Origin of the sequence: Algoriphagus iocasae, assembly GCF_014206875.1 — a bacterium.
GTDB lineage: Bacteria > Bacteroidota > Bacteroidia > Cytophagales > Cyclobacteriaceae > Algoriphagus > Algoriphagus iocasae.
This window is the reverse complement of record NZ_JACIJO010000003.1, coordinates 850,682-869,834: the sequence shown is the minus strand read 5'-3', so window position 1 is coordinate 869,834 and position 19,153 is coordinate 850,682. Positions and strand designations below refer to the sequence as shown.

The following is a 19,153-nucleotide window of genomic DNA, read 5'->3' as shown; positions in this document are numbered from 1 at the left end:
TCTTCCAAGCCTAGCCAACAAAATTTAATTCCTATCTTTGCGGCTCAAAAAAAGAAGCAAGACCGAATGATTTCAGTAGATAACCTTTCCCTCAAGTTTGGAAAAAGAACACTTTTTGATGAAGTAAGTGTAAAATTCACCCCGGGTAATTGCTATGGGGTAATCGGTGCCAATGGCGCTGGAAAATCTACTTTTTTGAAAATTCTCTCCGGAGATATCGATAGTACCAGTGGTTCAGTAAATATCACTCCTGGACAAAGAATGGCTGTTTTAAGCCAGGATCACTTCAAATTTGATGATGTAGAAGTTCTTAAAACTGTCCTAATGGGACATAAAAAACTCTATGCCATCATGGAGGAAAAAGATGCCATCTATATGAAGGAAGATTTTTCTGAAGAAGATGGATTAAGAGCCTCTGAATTGGAAGCTGAATTTGCTGAAATGGATGGCTGGAATGCTGAATCTGATGCTGCTTCCCTCCTTTCTGGATTGGGAATCTCAGAAGACCTGCATTATTTACCGATGAACCAGTTGGCAGGTAATCAAAAAGTAAGAGTATTATTGGCACAGGCACTATTCGGAAATCCTGACATCTTGATTCTCGATGAACCTACCAACGATTTGGATTCGGATACCATCGAGTGGTTAGAAAACTTCCTAATTGATTTCAAAAACCTAGTGATAGTTGTTTCCCACGATCGTCACTTCTTAGATACAGTTTCTACTCATATCGTAGATATTGACTTCTCTAAAATCAAGATTTACTCCGGTAACTATACATTCTGGTATGAATCTTCTCAGCTTGCTCTTAAGCAGCGTTCTGATCAGAACAAAAAAGCTGAAGATAAAAGAAAAGAACTTCAATCATTTATCGAACGATTCTCTGCAAACGTAGCGAAATCAAAACAAGCTACTTCCAGAAAGAAAATGCTTGAAAAATTGAATGTGGATGAAATTCAACCATCTTCAAGAAAGTACCCTGGTATTATTTTCAAGCCAGAAAGAGAAGCTGGAGATCAGATTTTCATGTCAGAAAACCTAGAATTGAAAGCTGATGGAGTGACTTACTTTACCGATGTCAATTTGATGGTAGACAAAGGAGACAAAATCGCTTTTATATCCAAGACAAAGCAAGCTGTCAATAAATTCTTCCAAACCATTATGGAGGAAATCCCAACGCAAAAAGGAAGCTTTAAATGGGGTGTTACCATTAACAAAGCCTACTTGCCAAATGACAACTCTGACTATTTCAAGACTGATATTTCTTTGATCGAATGGTTGAGACAGTTCTCCGGAAATCAGGAAGAAGCTTATGTAAGAACCTTCTTGGGAAGAATGCTTTTCACAGGAGAAGAATCCTTGAAAAAGTCTTCAGTACTTTCCGGTGGTGAAAAAGTTCGTTGCATGATTTCTAAAATGATGCTTCAAAATCCAAACCTTTTGGTAATGGACGAACCTACCAACCACTTGGATTTGGAATCAATTACTGCCTTCAACAATGCTGTGGTAGATTTTACAGGAACAGTTCTCATGTCTTCTTATGACCACGCATTTGTACAGTCTTCTGCAAATAGAATCGTCGAGTTTACTCCAAATGGTACGATAGACAGAAGAATGCCTTATGACGATTACTTGAATTCAGAAGAAATCAAGGCTATCAGAGAAAAAATGTATGGCAATAGTTAAGCACTAAACCTTGCTGCTAACATTCATCATCATTTACCTGGCTATTACTGTAGCCATCGGCGTTTGGTCCACGAGGCTCGTCAAGAGTTCAAATGATTTTGTTTTAGCAGGCAGATCATTGCCTTTATTTCTATCCGCATCTGCATTATTTGCAACATGGTTTGGCTCCGAAACGATTTTCGGAGCCTCTTCTGTTTATTTGGAGGATGGATTACAAGGAGTTATTGAAGATCCATTTGGAGGAGCCCTCTGTTTGGTTCTCTTTGGAATGTTTTACCTCCGTCCCATGTACCGAATGGGAGTTTTAACAATCGGTGATGTTTTCAAAAGGATTTTCGGCAAACGGATCGAGTTCTTTGCTTCCATCTTTATGATTCCTGCCTATTTCGGGTACGTAGCAGCACAACTAGTCGCTTTGAGTTTGGTGCTGGGATCAATCACAGATTTAACCTTGTTAGAAGGTATTTTGATTTCTTCAGGAATCGTGGTTTTCTATACATTCCTTGGTGGAATGTGGGCCATTTCCATTACAGACTTTATCCAAACTACCATGATTGTCATCGGTCTTCTTTGGGTGGCGATTATGGTAGCAAACGAAGCTGGCGGAATCGGAGAAATACTTTCTCAGGCTCCTGAGGAAAGTTTCCAATTCTTCCCCGATGCCGATGCCATCTCATGGATCAATTATTTTGGAGCCTGGATCATTTTGGGATTGGGAAGTATCCCAAGTCAGGATATTTACCAGCGGGTAATGTCATCCAAATCCGAAAAAGTAGCCGTCCAGTCCACCTATTTGGCTGGAGGGTTTTACTTGACCTTTGGCTTATTACCTTTATTTATTGCTTTGGGTGCCAAAGTTCTTTATCCTGAGCTGTATTTAGAAAATCAGCAAATGCTCCTTCCTACCATGATTTTGGCACATGGAGGATTGCCTATTCAGATCGTCTTTTTCGGAGCTTTGATTTCTGCTATCATGAGTACCACCAGTTCTGGGCTCTTGGCTCCGGCAGCGATTATTTCTGAGAACTTGATCAAACCTTGGTTTGGTGAAAGACTAAAAGACAAAAACCTACTTTGGATCCTTCGGGCAAATATTGTTTTCGTAGCCATTATTGCAACGTTGATTGCTACCATGGAATCGAATATTTATGATCTAGTGGCCGGAGCTTCTATTCTGATGTTAGTTTCTTTGTTCGTTCCATTAACGGCAGGATTGTATTGGAAAAAAGCCTCAGCAACGGGATCTTTGCTGGCAATGATCATTGGAATGATTTCTTACTTAATAGCAGATCAACTTGAACCTCAAATCGGATCACATATTATCGGTTTGGTTTTTAGTATTTTAGCTATGATAATCGGAAGCTATAGTTTCCCTACACGAACCTTACAAAACGATGAATTATCCTAAAATTATTCTCAAAAAAGGAAAAGAGATTTCCTTAAAACGCAGACATCACTGGGTCTTTTCCGGTGCCATTTACCAGATGCCGGAGATTCTTCAAAATGGAGATCTCGTCTCTGTTTATTCCTCTAGAGATGAATTCCTTGGCACAGGTCATTTCTCTCACGGTTCCATCATGGTTCGGATTATTTCCTTCGAAAACAGAGAGATTGACCAGGATTTTTGGAATGAAAAGATAGCTTCTGCATACCAACTGAGGGTTAGTTTGGGACTTACAGAAAACCCTAAAACCAATGTTTATCGCCTCGTTCATGGTGAAGGGGATTTACTTCCAGGTTTGATCGTTGATTTCTACAATGGCACTGCGGTAATCCAAGCTCATCATGTAGGAATGCATGCACATATGAAGGAAATTGCCAATGCTATTAAAAACACCTATGGTGAAAAGTTGGCTGGTGTGTATGATAAAAGTGCTGAGACTCTTCCAAAAAACTTAGGAATCACTTCTAATGAATGGATCATCGGCGAACCAAAAACAGATCTTGTTCAGGAATATGGAGCAACCTATAAAATCGATTGGGAAAAAGGTCAAAAGACTGGTTTTTTCATAGATCAGCGGGAAAATAGAAAACTGTTGGCATCCTATTCCGAAGGAAAAAAGGTTTTGAATACATTCTGTTATTCAGGAGGCTTTTCTGTTTTGGCTTTGAAAGAAGGTGCAAGTGAAGTTCATTCAGTAGATATTTCGCCAAAAGCTATCGAATTGACAGAGGAAAACATTTCCCTAAATCCTGATATTCAAGGAAAACACGAATCAAAAGTTGCCGATGTGGTAAAATATATCCGGGAAATCGGAGATGATTATGACATCATTGTTTTGGATCCTCCGGCATTTGCTAAAAACCTAAAATCCCGTCACAATGCAGTTCAGGCTTACAAAAGATTGAATGCGGAGGCCTTGAAGAAGATTAAGACTGGCGGGATTTTATTTACTTTTTCCTGTAGTCAAGTCGTGGACAAATCTCTTTTTGCTCACACCATCACTGCTGCTGCTTTAGAAAGTGGTAGAAAAATCAAAATACTTCATCAGGTCACCCAACCTGCAGATCATCCAGTTAATATTTTCCATACTGAAACAGAATATTTAAAGGGTCTAGTCCTTTTTGTGGAGTAATTCTGATGAATTGGACATTTCATAATTAGTTTTCAGCTATTTTCACCTATCAAATTCAACGAACATGTACACAGGCTTACAACATTTACATTCAGGACTGGCATATTTGGTCCTTTTGGCTCTTATTCTAGTTATTACCTATGCGCTGATTGGAGCACTATCCAACAGGCAATTTTCAGACAAGGATAGAAAAATCGCACTTATTGCTTTTATCCTATCCCATATTCAATTGACAGTTGGCTTGATTCTATATTTCGTAAGCCCATTAGGTTTCGAGATGCTAAAATCCGGTTCTGCAATGTCAGATTCAGCTGTGAGATTAACGGCAGTGGAACATCCATTGATCAATATCATTGCGATTGTAGTGATCACAATTGGATATAGCCGCGCAAAGAAAGGAACAGTATCCAAAGCAAGATTTAGAAGCATCTACATGATGTATGCCATTGGACTTTTGCTTTTATTATCCAGAATTCCTTGGTCTATTTGGTTGGCCTAAATCAAAATATTTGACTGAAGTCCGGCATTTCCCTGTCGGACTTTTTTTGTAGCATTTTAGATGTCTGTTAATTCTTGCAGTCTTGAAAAGAATTCAACCTGCTGTGGACAGTGGACTCTCGTCGGTGAACGAATTCCGTGACTTTTCTAAACTCAATCTTTAACTACTGGCCTCATTTCGGATAATCATGTTTTCTGATTCCTGATTTCTTATTTCGAATTTCTGAATCTTGTCCTTCTGATTTGCCACTCGAGTAGATATTTTGAGTGTATTTCACATTTTTGCAACTTTGTTTCATTTAGACTAGTTTAATCTAAAAATGGAATCTATTTTTGCTTCGTGAAATACATCAACCTCTCCACCTATACCTTAATTTTTATCCTTTTCGGAGCATTTTCAGCTTTCGGGCAAAAATGTGAGTTAGCTATTCGCGGTAAAATTTTACACCAGGAAAACAATGATCCAATCGAAGGAGCATATATCTGGGTTGTAGAAAGTGCCACAGGAGCTGTTTCCGATGCAAATGGAAACTTTATAGTCAAAGAACTCTGCCAAGGAAATTATAACCTAACGATTCAATATTTGGGGCATAAAGAAATCAGAGACACCATTTCTTTGACTTCAAATAACTTCAACAAAACCTACCGTTTAGAAGAAGAATCCTTTGAATTAGGCGGAGTTGAGATACATGGGCATAAACTGGCGGTACAAACCACAACTGCAGTAACTGCTCTTTATGGAGATGATTTATTGCAAGCAAGAGGAGAAAGCCTTGGGGAAAGTTTAAAGCGAATTTCTGGGGTGACGACTTTTTCTACTGGTAATAGTATATCCAAACCGGTTATTCATGGCATGCATAGTAACCGGATCATGATCCTAAACAATGGCATCCGTTTGGAAGGCCAACAATGGGGTGCTGAGCATGCCCCGGAAATTGATCCTTTTGTGGCAGATGAAATCACGGTAATCAAAGGCGCTGAAACAGTTCGATTTGGGCCAGAAGCCATGGGAGGTGTGATTTTAGTTAATCCTGCCCCTCTCCCGACAAAAAAAGATCCAAAAACCAATTTTTACTTTACCGGAGGCAGCAATGGCAGAATGGGAAACATTTCTATCTCCCATGCCAATGGTTCGGATAAAATCAAAGGACTCGGCTATCAAGTTCAGGCTTCGGCGAAGAGAGCTGGAAACATTCAATCACCGGATTACTACCAAGGCAATACCGGATTAAGCGAACTTAACTTTTCTGGTTCTGTGGGTTACAGCAGCCAAAAGCTAGGAATTGAAGGATACTACAGCTATTTCAACACCACATTGGGTATTTTGAGAGATTCTCACACTGGAAATCTCGATGATTTAATCAATATCATAGAAAATGGAAGACCTTTTTCAGACCCTGGTTTCACCTATGATATCATCAACCCAAAACAAGTAGTCTCTCATCATCTCGCTAAAATCAAATCTCATTATCACCTGTCTGATAAATGGAAATTGAATTTTCAATATGGATTTCAGGCCAATAATCGTCAGGAATTTGATAAAAGAAGAGGTGACCTGAATACGAAACCAAGTTTAGATCTGGAGCTTTTCACCAATACTTTAGATCTCTTTTTAGATCATAGTTTAAAGAACGAGTGGAGCGGAAGCTTTGGAATTAATGCGATTCAGCAGGCAAATAGTAACATCCCCGGAACAGGTGTAACACCTCTCATTCCGAATTATGACATGCTGAACTTGGGCTTTTATGCCATTGAAAAATATAGCAAAGGACCATTGGAAATTGAAGGTGGGCTCCGTTTTGATACCCGAACTGTTCAAACTGCCAGATTTGTCGATTCCGAATTACAGCAAGCTGATTTAAGCTATAATAACTTCTCTGCCTTTATTGGAGGTTTTTATCAGATCAGTCCCAAAGTCACATTCAACTCCAATTTGGGAACAGCCTGGAGACCGCCAAATGTCAATGAACTCTTCAGCGAGGGTTTGCACCATGGAGCAGCAGCGGTTGAAATCGGCGATGCAGATTTGAATTCCGAAAAGTCACTTAAATGGGTCAATGAATTGGAATATGATGGAGGCAGAACCCAACTTCAATTGACGGCTTATGCCAATCATATCTCAGATTATATCTATCTGAATCCTACAGGAGACACCTATGTTTCTTTAAGAGGAACATTCAATGTGTATGAATACCTGCAGGCAAATGCTTTCTTTTATGGATTTGATTTTTCAGGTAGCTATGTTTTCACAGAGCGATTGAGTGGCTATGCAAAAGGATCCATTATCAGAGCTAAAAACACAGATGCCGATAATTATTTTCCTTTTATCCCATCCGATAGAATGGATTGGGGTCTCTCCTATCAGTTTGGCTCATTGAGCAATTCAAAAACCAACAAATTTACTTTGAGCAATATGCTTGTGGCTAAACAAAAAAGAGAGCCTGACTTTGATTTGGCGCCTGCTCCAGACGGTTATGCCTTGTTTAATATTTCCTATCAAAAACAATTTGAGTTAGGAAAAAACAAATTAAATCTAGGCCTACAAGTACAGAACTTATTGAATACCTCTTATAAAGAGTACATGAATCGATTCAGGTATTTCACTGATGACATGGGCAGAAACTTCCTTATAAAACTAAATTACCAATTATAAACAATGACCAACATGAAACTATTTAAAAACTCATCTCTATTTGCTGCAGTTCTTTTTTCGGCAGTTCTTTTTTCCTGCAAAAGTGAAGACCCAGTAATAGAAAATGATGAAGAAGTGATCACGGATGTCACTTTAAAATTTACTGAACTGGATGATTCCGGAAATCCTGTTGGAGATTCTTTTGAATTTTTAGCATCTGATCCTCAAGGCGTGGAATTGGGAACTCCAACCATTGAAACTGTCACATTGGATAAAGGAAAAACCTATAGATTGGATGTGCTTTTGTATAATTCAATTGCAAATGAAGACATCACGGAAGAAGTTCAGGAAGAATCAGACGAGCATCAGTTTTTCTTTTTGGGATCAGCATTCACCTCTAATATCCTAACAATCTCATATGATGATCCAAGTGGCGAATTGATTGGTTTGCAAAACACACTCACTGTTTCTTCTTCTCCAGGGGCTACTGCAACAGAAATGAGAGTGATTTTACGTCACGATTTGGATAAAAGCTATCCAGGCGCTAACAATCCTAATTTTACAAATTTTGCTCAAGCCGGAGGCGAAACTGATCTTGATATCACTTTCCCTATCGAGATTAATTAATTCTTACAAATCAAAAAAGGCAGCCTCTCAGCTGCCTTTTTTGATTAATAAGTATCCGAACACATGGTTATTTTATCAGGATTGAAGCCTTGCGATAAATCGACATTTGAACCGACATTTCCTGCTACTAAAATCACTTGATAATCGGGCCCTTCACTTGCCAAATGAACTTTGATATGCCCATCAAAAGATTTAAAGTCTTCAAAAGTAAGTTTTGTCCCATCGGCTAACTGGGGCAAAATAGTACGACTCGTTAAGGTATTTGCATTGATAGGGTTCAACATAGCCGCCATTTCTGCATCAGGAGTATCATAGGATCCAAAATGCAAATGGGTCGGAAAAGTAACGGATTGATTTCCAGTCGCTCCATACAATTTTATTTCCAGTTCCAACTCCCCATTTGGTAATTCTCCTACTTCCAAAACACCTGAATATTCGTAATCACTTGCCTTATTCAGATCATAGCTAACCTTATTTAGGTAATCCAAAGGTTCATTGATCACATCCTTACAGGACATAAATCCAAAGGAGATCAAACAAGCAAGAATTAACTTTTTCATAGTATTCATGGTTTCAGAAACATAACGAAGAAATCAAGAGGTAGTTTTCAATTTGATTTATTTTCGCTCCTCAAACCTCAAAATAGTCAGGATCCTCTAATTAATTGATGACAGTTCCAGACAATTATTGGTTTTGCAGAAAGAAAAATTCAATTTTCAATACTCATAAATCTCAAATTCATTCATGAGCCAAGAAAACAGGCTTTCAGTAGGATTAGAATATTTCCATAAAAAAGGATGGGCTCCCTTTCCTTTTCAGCTGGAATCCTGGAACGATTTCCTTGATGGAAAATCAGGTCTTCTCAATGCTCCTACAGGATCAGGAAAGACTTTTGCCCTTTGGTTTCCTGTCATTCTGGAATACATTAAGCAAAACCCTGACACATGGAAAAAGCCAAAGAAAAATGGAATCCAACTGATTTGGGTAACTCCTCTTAGAGCTCTTTCCAAAGACATTCAACTTGCGATGCAGGAAGTCTGCGAATCTATTGGGCTTCCATGGAATGTGGCCGTAAGAAATGGAGATACGGACGCCAAAACAAGAGCTGCAATCAAGAGAAATCCCCCAGAATGTCTTATTACCACGCCAGAAACCCTTCATGTACTTATTTCGCAGAAAGAGCATGGCAAACTTTTTCAATCGTTGAAAGCGATTGTAGTGGACGAATGGCACGAATTGGTTGGTAATAAAAGAGGGGTTCAAGTTCAGTTGGCTCTGGAATACATCCAGTCGATCTGTCCTTCAACTTTCAGAAGATGGGCTGTTTCTGCGACGCTCGGAAACTTGGAAGAAGCTGCAGCAACTTTATTGGGCAAGAACCTTCCCGTTCATATCATCAAAGCCAAAATCGAGAAAGAGATTCTCTTAAACTCTGTTTTTCCGGATGAAATCGAAAAGTATCCTTGGTCTGGGCATTTGGGAATCCGAATGTTGGAAAAAGTCATTCCGATTATTGAAGCTGGACGAACCGTACTCTTATTTACAAATACTCGCTCCCAGACTGAAATCTGGTATCAAAAAATACTGGAAGCAAGACCAGATTGGGCTGGCTGGATTGCCATGCACCATGGTTCGCTGGATATGTCTGTTCGTTCATGGGTAGAAGAAGCTTTGCACGACAGTAGACTCAAGTTGGTAGTCTGTACTTCCAGTTTGGATTTGGGAGTGGATTTTAGACCTGTTGATCGAGTGATTCAAATTGGAAGCCCCAAGGGAGTCTCACGATTTATTCAGAGAGCTGGAAGAGCAGGTCATCAACCTGGACAGCCATCTGAGATATTTTTCGTCCCTACAAACGCATTGGAATTGATTGAGGCTTCGGCGCTCAGGGATGCAATAGAAAAAGGTGACATGGAATCTCAATTTCCTCCTGAACTTCCTTACGATGTGCTCATTCAGTTTCTTGTCACCTTGGCCGTTGGAGATGGTTTGGATGCAGAGAAGATTTTTGAAGTGGCGAAAAGAACCAGATCCTTTGAATCACTTTCTGATTCTGAAATGCAATGGGTTATGGATTTTATCACTAAAGGAGGCGCCTCTTTAGGAAGTTATGAGGATTTCCTCAAAGTAATCCTTGACGAAGACGGAATCTATCGAGTGAAAAGCAAACGAATTGCAATGAAACATCGACTCTCGATGGGAACGATAGTTTCTGATGTGATGCTCAAAGTGAAATTCAAAAATGGAGCTTATCTAGGTTCTGTGGAAGAATATTTCATTTCGAAAATGAAAATTGGAGATCGTTTTTTCTTTGCCGGAAGAAGCTTGGAATTACTCCAGGTGAAAGGTCTTACCGCCACAGTAAAAGTCTCAGAAAAGAAAACCAGAAATGTTGTATCCTGGATGGGCGTAAGAATGTCACTTTCCTCCAAACTTTCTGAGAAAATCAGAGAGATCCTGGAGCTATACAATCAAGAAACCTACATTTCAGAGGAAATCGTAAGGGTTTTACCAATATTGGATCTTCAAGCTAAACTATCGATCATTCCTAATAGAGATACTTTTTTGATTGAATCCCATCAAAGCAAGGAAGGTTTCCATTTATACTTTTATCCTTTTGAGGGACGAATGATCCATGAGTTAATGAGTGCTTTGATCGCCTATAGAATCAGTATCAGCTATGCGGTAACCTTCAGCATCGCGATGAATGATTATGGTTTTGAATTGCTGTCTGATACCGAAATCCCCATTGAGGAACTTTTAGAAGAAGATTTATTCACTTTGGACAATATTCATGAAGACATCAGACATTGTGTTAATGAAAGCGAAATGAGCCGAACAAAGTTTCGAGAAATTGCCACCATTGCAGGATTGGTTTTTCAGGGATATCCAGGTAAACCAACCACTTTTAGACATATTCAAGCTAATTCAAGCTTATTATTTCAGGTATTTGAATCCTATGATCCCGATAACCTTTTGCTCAAACAAGCACATGCAGAAGCTATCAACCAGCAAATGGATCAGGAGAAAATGCTCAAAGCCATGCGAAAGATCAATGCCCAGCAAATCGTTGTAAAACATCCTGTTCAGTTTACACCTTTTTCCTTCCCTATTATGGTAGACCGATTGAGCAGAACGAGTATTTCTTCTGAATCACTTGAAGACAGAATCGTAAAAATTCAATCTCAATTTGAAGTTCAGGATTAATTGGCTCTCCAGAAGAAAGGAGTAAATAGGATCAAAATGGTGAACAATTCCAGCCTTCCCAGAAGCATGATGAAGGAAAGGAAAATTTTTGCTGTTGGAGTAAAGAATGCAAAATTATCCACTGGCCCCACCTTACCGATTGCTGGCCCCACATTTCCAAGACATGTGGCAGTGGCACCAAGGGATGTTTCTAAGTCATATCCCATGATAGAAAGTGTAAATGCTCCAAATACGAATATCAAAAGGTAGAGCAATAAGAAATTCATAATATGGGTTACAATTCTACCCGTTACCCGATCGCCATTGATGATCAGAGGAACAATTGCTCTTGGGTGAACCAATCTTTTGAACTCCAAATAGGAATTCTTGAAAAATGTAAGATGCCTCACGAATTTAATCCCACCGGCAGTGGAACCTGCACAAGCACCTACAAACAGTAAGATAAAGAAGATAAAAGTTACACCTTGACCATATTGTGTATAATCATCAGATACAAATCCTGTGGTGGTAATCAAGGAAACAACCTGAAAAGCTGAATTTCTAAAAGCCAATTCAGGGTCAGAACCCATCTTGGAAAAGATTGGAAAAAACAATACTACCGAAATCGCAAAAACGATAAAGGCATATGCCTTAAACTCGTCACTGCGAAGTACTTTTCTAAACTTACCAACCAATCCAAAATAAATGACAGTGAAGTTTGTTCCTGCCAAGAACATGAAAATGATGGCAGTATATTGAATAAAGGCCGAATCATAATAGGCCATACTCGCATTTTTGGTTGAGAATCCACCGGTAGCAAGCGTAGTCAAGGCATGGTTGATCGCATCAAAAAACGTCATTCCACCAACCCAATACAAAAGAGTGGCAGCAACCGTTAGACCCACATAGACATACCAAAGTCGCTTGGCTGTTTCAGAAATCCTAGGGTGAACTTTATCGGAAGTAGGGCCAGGAGATTCTGCCACAAATAGTTCGATTCCACCTATTCCCAACAAAGGAAAAATAGCTACAGTAAGGACGATAATTCCCAAACCACCTATCCACTGAAGCATACTTCTCCAAAACAAAAGACCTTTTGGCATGGCCTCAATGTCGTTTAGAATTGAAGCTCCTGTAGTCGTAATTCCAGATGTTGTCTCAAATAATGCATCAGAAAAGGATGCTATTTCATGACTCAGAACAAAAGGCAACATCCCAAATCCTGCCATGAAAATCCAGCTCAAGGAAACGATTAAATACCCCTCTCGCTTTCTGATATTCTGATCTTGCTTAGAAAATGAAAAAAACAAAATGCCACCGATGATCAAGGTGATAACCATGGAACTCAGTATTGGCCAGGGGTCCTCTCCAAAATGGATGGAAAAACCTACACCAGGAATCATCAGTAAAGCAATGAGCACCAAGAGTGCTCCCATGATTTTAGCAATTTCTTTAAAGTGGATCATGCTTAATGAAAAAGTTTTTCTAAGGAAACCTTAGCCTCAGGCAAAGCCAAAACAATTGCTTTATCATCCATCTGAAGCATAAAATCTCCATCAGGTATAAAGACTTGCTCCCCTCTTATTACCCCAGCGACAATCGCTGAATCTGGAAAATGAAGTTCACGAAGTGGCTTTTTAATCAATCTGTTCATCTTACAAACTGAATATTGAATAAATTCCGCATCCACTCCATAGATTCCTGAAACTGCCTCCACAGTACCTTTTTTCAGATACCTGGAAATTTCATTTGCCGCAACAAGCTTTTTATTGATCAATGAATCTACTCCGATGCTGTGGGAAATATGGATATATTCTCTGGTATCCACATGGGCAATCGTTTTATAAACGCCATGATTTTTGGCAGTCAGAGAGGTAATAATATTTGTTTCAGAAGAATCTGTCAGAGCCAAAAAAGCGTCCATTTGCTCCAGACCTTCCTCAACTAGCAATTCAATATTCTTATAATCACCATTGATAACAAGAGTATTCTTCAGGTTTTCGGCAAGCCATTTGCAACGCTCCTTGTCTTTGTTTACCAAAGTCACTCTGAAGTGATCCTCTAATCTTAGGGCGGTAGTCAAAGCCATATCATCTCCACCGATGATCATTACATTCTTGATAATCACCTTTTTCTGTCCCAAAACCTCCATAATACTTTCAGTATTCTTCTTATTGGAAATAAAGAATACGTGGTCATTATTTCGGATAATTGTACTACCTCGAGGGATGATGGTTTTTTGATCTCTTAAAATCGCAATGATCCGGATATCCTCAAAAATCGGATTGGTTTTGGTATCCATGATCCGCTGATTCACCAATGGATTGTATTGATCCAAAGTGATACCAACGATATTCAATTTACCTCCACCAAAATCAAAAACTTCTGTAAAACTGGAGTTCTCGATCATATTAAAAATCTCCCTACTACAAAGCATAGTAGGAGAAATCAAATTATCAATCCCAAGATTTTTGAAATAGTTGACATTTTCTGGATCTAAGTAAGAATGGTTTCTTACCCTTGCCATCACTCTTTTCGCACCCAATTGTTTGGCTAAAACAGCTGTGACAATATTGGTTTTTTCGGAAGTTGTCACCGCCAAAACCATGTTGGCATGCTCCACATTTGCTTGCTGAAGGACTTCAAAAGAGGTGGAATCCCCTTGCACTGTCAACACATCCAGTTTAGAAGCCACGTATTCGAGGACTTCTCTGTCTGTATCTATCAGCGTAATATCCTTATTATCATAGCTTAATTGCTCGGCCAAGTGATATCCCATATCCCCTGCTCCTGCAATCACGATATTCATCCCCATAGAGGTAATTAGAGTGATTAAAACAGCTGCAAAATTAACATCTTTCTATATGGCAATCAGCGATATAGAGAATTTCTTTTGCAAATCATCCTTCAAAGTAAGGAATCTAAACTTCTAGGATAAAATTTTAGGAGATAAATTTCAGATATAAACCAAGAATTCATGCTTATTCATCAAGCAATTTGCGGCTATCCAACTCCGATAATTCCTCCACATCCTTCAATTTTCGCTGAATAACCCTCGTTCTGGCTCCCACCAACTTATCCAATTCAGAATTTGCCTCTCCAAGTTTTCTTTGAGTCTTTTCGATCAACTCTCCAAATTTCCCGAATTCTGTTTTGATCGCTCCTAAAACCTGCCAAACTTCTGAGCTACGCTTTTGGATAGCCAAAGTCCTAAATCCCATCTGAAGGCTATTTAGAATAGCAGATAATGTTGTGGGACCCGTGACCATTACTTTATATTCCTGCTGAATTTGCTGCGAAAGTCCAGGCTCGCGTAAAATCTCTGCATAGAGGCTTTCTACTGGTAAAAATAAGATAGCAAAATCTGTTGTATAGGGTACTTGAATGTACTTATTCCGAATATCTGCCGCAGCTTTCTTCACTGCTTTGATCAACTCAGTTCTGGCTTGGTCAATTTCAGCTTTATTGACAATATCATAGGCATCTACCAAACGCAAATAAGATTCCTGCGGAAATTTGGAATCGATCGGCAATAAAATCTGAGCTTCGTTCCCAGGCATTTTTACAGCAAATTCAACTCGTTCCCTTCCTGTATTTCCTATCGCTGCATTTAAAATATATTGATCCGGTGTCAGGACATTTTCCAAAATAGCCTGAAGCTGGTATTCCCCTAAAACACCTCTGCTTTTCACATTGCTCAGCACTCTCTTCAAATCACCAACACCATTCGCAAGGCTTTGCATTTCTCCCAAGCCCTTTTGTACTGCCTGCAATTGATTGCTTACCATTTCAAATGATTGACCTAACCTTGTCTCAAGGGTTTTCTGAAGTTTTTCGTCAACGGTTTCCCGGATTTTCTCCAGTCTTAACTCGGTGCTCTTCATCAAATCATCCTGCCTCCTATTCAATTCCTCAAATTTCTCTTTTTGCAAAGAATTAAAATCCTGAACATTCCTTCTAAAAACCTCCCCAAAGCTTTTTAAAGCTTCATTTTGATCACGTGAACTTGCTCTCTGGTTATCAAATACCAATCGAAATTGAGCTGTAAGATTTTCATTTGATTCTTTTCTCGCCTGCGCCAAAGAAGCATCGAGTTCTTTGCTGATTCTATTCAGTTCCTGCTGCAGAAGTTCTTTTTCTTTACCGCTATTCCTTTTACCAAAAATGAGAAACAGGATAAACACCTGAAAACCAAGAACTACAAACAATAAAATTTCAGTGGACATGGGTTAAATAATTAGGACCCTTAAGGTAGTCCTTTCGGATTTCCACCCCCAAAAAAGAAAGGTATTCTGCGACAGTTTCGGTCGGGATTTCCTCCATCGGGACATGGCCAGCCTCATCAAAAACTACTAAATGCGAACCTGGAATTGCATTTTCCATCAAATATGCCTGTTTTAAAGGAATCCAATGATCCTCTTTTCCCCACATAATCAGCGTTGGCATTTTCACCACATTGAAGTCCACCTCGTATTTCCTGGGAATTGAAAGTCTGTCTAAAGTTGCTTTTCGATTACCATCTCGAAGCATCAATTCATAATATCGGTCGATCTTATCATTTGTGATTTTATCAGGATTGAAATAGACCTCTTTCATATTCATGGCGAATAGAAATTTTGGTGTGCATTTCAGAAGAAGTTTGGAAAAAATCGGATTGGAAGTAAGTTTAAAAATCAAGCCGGTATTCTTTTTATCTTCACCTTCATCATCCAGATTCCTTGTAGAAGGGATAGGTGCTCCTGAAGCATCAATCAAATTCAGGCTCAGCACCTTATCTGGTCGGGTGGAAGCCATTTGCAATGCCACAGCTCCTCCCATTGAATTGCCAGCCACATGAAATTTGTCAAGTCCAAGGTTTTCTGCCAAAGTGAGCGCCAAATGGCTGTAATCTTGAATCGAATACCTCTGTAATTCATCTGGACCGGTCAAACCATGTCCAGGAAAATCCAGAGAAATTGTCATGAAATATGGACTGAGGAGTTCTTGCCAATCCTCCCAAGTATGAAGGGAGGAAAAACTTCCATGTAAAAGCAGAATGGGTTCTCCTTGCCCCATGATTCTCACATGCACATTTTGGCCATTGACATTAATAAAATGAGACTGCGGAGTGGCGTATTTCTGATTGACTTCTTCCTGAGAAATGTCATTTCGATACAAGAGCATCAAAAAAAACACAATTGACAAAACAAGTGTGAGAATTACTTTGCTTATTCTTTTAACCCAAATCATCCAATTCGCTATTGTATCAAAACATCCTTAAAAACTATTTCTAAAGCCTATCAGGTTTAACTCTTTTACTTCTCCTTTAGTTCTAAAGTTTAATTCCTCTCCGATAAGAATTAAAAAACTACAAAAAATCTCTTAATTCTCTATTTTGCAGAAAAACTACAACCTTGTCTTTTTCACAATTCTTTAAAAACCTAGGGCCAGGTCCCGTTATTGCGGCAGCCTTCATTGGCCCTGGAACTGTCACGGTTTGCACGCTAGCTGGAGTAAATTTTGGTTACTCACTGCTTTGGGCATTGGTAATCTCAATTATCGCAACAGTCGCCCTACAGGAAATTTCCGGAAGAATCGGGATTAGTACAGGACAAGATTTGAGCCAATTACTTCGAAACAGTAATTCTCAGCCAGTATTAAAGTACTTTTCTATGACTTTAGTGCTTTTGGCTATAGTCCTAGGAAATGCTGCCTATGAATCTGGAAATATCACTGGTGGAAATCTGGGATTGCAGATTTTCTGGGATTCTCCTGAATTGAATTTAGGCATATTTCAAGTCCAAACAGGAAATTTTCTAATTGGTACTATCGCATTATTACTGTTATTTTTTGGTAATTATAAAACCCTGGAGAGAATATTAATCGGCATGGTCATCTTGATGTCCCTAGCCTTCATAATTACGGCTTTCCTTACAAAACCGGATTGGAAAAATGTTCTTCCAGGATTTATTCCCACTTGGAACAATCAGGAATTTCTCACCATTGTATCCCTGATTGGAACAACCGTGGTTCCTTATAACCTATTCCTCTATGCCAGTCTAGCGAATAAAAGATGGAAGAAGACCGATGGGGTATCCTGGATGAGAAAAGACATTGGAATCTCGGTGATCCTCGGAGGCTTTGTTTCTATGGCGATTCTATTGGTTGGCGCATCAAACACCTCAACCGAAGTTAGCAGTGCTATTGATGTCTCAAAAGGATTAGAGCCTATTTTTGGTCCAGTCGCTAAATACTTAATGGGAATAGGTTTTTTGGCAGCAGGACTTACTTCTTCCCTCACCGCTCCACTTGCCGCTGGCTTGGTAGTTTGTGGAATTTTTGGCTGGAATCAAGATCTGAAATCCACTTCCATGAGAGCTTCGATTGGTGTTGTTTTGATGTTAGGGTTGATTTTTTCCTCTTTAGGCATCAAACCTGTTCAGCTGATTACTTTGGCACAATTGGCAAATGGCATTTTATTACCTCTGATTAGTGCATGGATTATCTGGATAGGCAGCAAAAAATCAATCATGGGGGAATTAAAAAACAGCAACTCTGCAATCGCCATTTATCTGATGATCTGGCTGATCACCTTGATTCTTGGACTGAAAAGCATCGGTGCTGTTTTCGGAATTTGGTGATTCTTTAGTTGTAATTTTATTAACATTAGAATTGCACATAATTTTTGAATAAAAAAATCTTAGGGATATCAGCCGGATGGGTGAGCCTTTCGGAATTTTCGGTTTGGGGATGCTTTGCAAGCCGTTTAAAAAATGACTTAGCTCCCGAGGTACGAGGGAGATCCAGTCATTTTTAGGCTGACAAAGTAGCACAAAATTCCGCCGAATACTCTTCTAAAATCATTTAAAATCTCTATCGGCGGAAAGAAAAGACCGAGGCTCAGGGCTTTTTGGTTACTTTTTGGCCGCCAAAAAGTGACGAGGAAATAACTGCCAAAGGTGGCTTGAAAGTTGAATCTTGAAAACAATGAAGAATCCTTACGAACAAGTTCTCAAATATATTTTGAATGTAATTAAAGATCTTTCGCATTAAAAGTATCCCCCTGACTCATATCACCGGTTTCAAATCCTTTTCGAAACCACTTCATCCTTTGTGCTGAGGTGCCATGGGTAAATGAATCAGGAACCACCCTACCAGTCGCCTGCTTCTGAAGTCGATCATCCCCAATTGCATTGGCAGCATTTAAAGCTTCTTCCAAATCTCCTCTTTCTAACCAACCACTTGATTCCTGACTATAATGCGCCCAAACCCCAGCTAGAAAATCTGCTTGAAGCTCTAGTCGAACAGAATATTGATTGTATTCCTTTTCGCTAACCTCACCTCTGAGACTATGTACCTGATCCGTAATTCCCATTATTTTCTGGATATGATGCCCCACTTCATGAGCAATTACATAAGCTTGCGCAAAGTCACCAGGAGCATTTAACTTCCTTTCCATGTCTTCAAAAAAGCTGATATCAAGGTATAACTTTTCATCCGCAGGGCAGTAAAAGGGCCCGGTTGCAGAAGAGGCATTTCCACAAGCAGAATTCACAGAATTGGTAAATAAAACCAAAGTAGGATTTCTATAATTCTCCAACTCCTGATTCCAAACATCTTCCGTATCTGCTAAAACAATGGAACAAAACTCTGCCAATCGATCTTCTTCGGCCGTAGGGGTATAATTTGTTTCTGTGGTAAATCCCTGTCCACCACCTCCCATCATTCCTCCGATCAGAGAAAGTGGATTAGTTCCAGTAACCACAGAGAAAACCACGACAATACCCACTATAATCAATCCTGTTTTGGAAAACAGAATTTTCAATAAAGGCCCAATCAAAAGCGGATTAAATCCTCCTCCTCCCATTCCTGAACCACTTTTCCCCCTTCTGTCATCTATATTGGAGCTTTGTCTTCTTCCTTGCCACTTCATATGTTATTATTTTGTTTGTTAAAGGATTAATCTCAT

General features: G+C 39.3%; 14 protein-coding genes. 8 read left to right on the top strand and 6 right to left on the bottom strand.

The window, feature by feature from the left end:
• The first annotated feature begins 66 nt into the window (after positions 1-66).
• The 6 genes from FHS59_RS17850 to FHS59_RS17825 all read left to right on the top strand — a co-directional run bounded on the left by FHS59_RS17850 (position 67) and on the right by FHS59_RS17825 (position 8,019).
• Positions 67-1,686: an ABC-F family ATP-binding cassette domain-containing protein gene (locus tag FHS59_RS17850; protein ID WP_184496729.1), complete on the top strand. Its 1,620-nt coding sequence runs from the start codon at positions 67-69 to the stop codon at positions 1,684-1,686.
• Positions 1,687-1,696: 10 nt separating this feature from the next.
• The gene (locus tag FHS59_RS17845) at positions 1,697-3,094 is read left to right on the top strand and encodes a sodium:solute symporter family protein (RefSeq protein WP_184496728.1); all 1,398 of its coding nucleotides are present in this window, start codon (positions 1,697-1,699) and stop codon (positions 3,092-3,094) included.
• Positions 3,081-4,262 (top strand): class I SAM-dependent rRNA methyltransferase, encoded by a 1,182-nt coding sequence (locus FHS59_RS17840; RefSeq protein ID WP_184496727.1) that lies wholly within the window; start codon positions 3,081-3,083, stop codon positions 4,260-4,262. Before FHS59_RS17845 ends, FHS59_RS17840 begins: the two co-directional genes overlap by 14 nt.
• Before the next feature lie 64 nt (positions 4,263-4,326).
• Positions 4,327-4,761, top strand: a complete 435-nt coding sequence (locus FHS59_RS17835) for a hypothetical protein (protein ID WP_184496726.1) — start codon at positions 4,327-4,329, stop codon at positions 4,759-4,761.
• 339 nt (positions 4,762-5,100) lie between these two features.
• Complete coding sequence (locus FHS59_RS17830; protein WP_184496725.1) at positions 5,101-7,413, top strand: TonB-dependent receptor; 2,313 nt, start codon at positions 5,101-5,103, stop codon at positions 7,411-7,413.
• A 12-nt stretch (positions 7,414-7,425) separates the two neighbouring features.
• Positions 7,426-8,019, top strand: a complete 594-nt coding sequence (locus FHS59_RS17825; RefSeq protein ID WP_184496724.1) for a hypothetical protein — start codon at positions 7,426-7,428, stop codon at positions 8,017-8,019.
• Between the two features lie 44 nt (positions 8,020-8,063).
• Here FHS59_RS17825 and FHS59_RS17820 read toward each other — a convergent pair whose 3' ends face one another.
• Positions 8,064-8,579, bottom strand: a complete 516-nt coding sequence (locus FHS59_RS17820) for a hypothetical protein (RefSeq protein WP_184496723.1) — start codon at positions 8,577-8,579, stop codon at positions 8,064-8,066.
• A gap of 184 nt (positions 8,580-8,763) precedes the next feature.
• On the opposite strand from FHS59_RS17820, the gene FHS59_RS17815 reads away from it, so the two are divergent.
• Complete coding sequence (locus tag FHS59_RS17815) at positions 8,764-11,226, top strand: ligase-associated DNA damage response DEXH box helicase (RefSeq protein WP_184496722.1); 2,463 nt, start codon at positions 8,764-8,766, stop codon at positions 11,224-11,226.
• Here FHS59_RS17815 and FHS59_RS17810 read toward each other — a convergent pair.
• From FHS59_RS17810 to FHS59_RS17795, 4 genes are all read right to left on the bottom strand, one after another.
• A complete protein-coding gene (locus tag FHS59_RS17810) occupies positions 11,223-12,671 on the bottom strand; it encodes a TrkH family potassium uptake protein (protein ID WP_184496721.1) in 1,449 nt (482 codons plus the stop codon). The two genes, FHS59_RS17815 and FHS59_RS17810, sit on opposite strands and share 4 nt — an antisense overlap.
• A 2-nt stretch (positions 12,672-12,673) precedes the next feature.
• The gene (gene trkA, locus FHS59_RS17805) at positions 12,674-14,020 is read right to left on the bottom strand and encodes a Trk system potassium transporter TrkA (protein ID WP_184496720.1); all 1,347 of its coding nucleotides are present in this window, start codon (positions 14,018-14,020) and stop codon (positions 12,674-12,676) included.
• Between the two features lie 166 nt (positions 14,021-14,186).
• Positions 14,187-15,431: a DNA recombination protein RmuC gene (locus tag FHS59_RS17800; protein WP_184496719.1), complete on the bottom strand. Its 1,245-nt coding sequence runs from the start codon at positions 15,429-15,431 to the stop codon at positions 14,187-14,189.
• Positions 15,421-16,434 carry an alpha/beta fold hydrolase gene (locus FHS59_RS17795; RefSeq protein ID WP_184496718.1) on the bottom strand — a complete coding sequence of 338 codons (1,014 nt, stop codon included), beginning with the start codon at positions 16,432-16,434 and terminating at the stop codon, positions 15,421-15,423. Before FHS59_RS17795 ends, FHS59_RS17800 begins: the two co-directional genes overlap by 11 nt.
• Positions 16,435-16,598: 164 nt before the next feature.
• On the opposite strand from FHS59_RS17795, the gene FHS59_RS17790 reads away from it, so the two are divergent.
• Positions 16,599-17,825 (top strand): Nramp family divalent metal transporter, encoded by a 1,227-nt coding sequence (locus FHS59_RS17790; protein WP_184496717.1) that lies wholly within the window; start codon positions 16,599-16,601, stop codon positions 17,823-17,825.
• A 392-nt stretch (positions 17,826-18,217) separates the two neighbouring features.
• On the opposite strand, the gene ypfJ is transcribed toward FHS59_RS17790, so the two are convergent.
• Positions 18,218-19,117, bottom strand: a complete 900-nt coding sequence (gene ypfJ / locus FHS59_RS17785) for a KPN_02809 family neutral zinc metallopeptidase (protein ID WP_184496716.1) — start codon at positions 19,115-19,117, stop codon at positions 18,218-18,220.
• Positions 19,118-19,153: the final 36 nt, after the last annotated feature.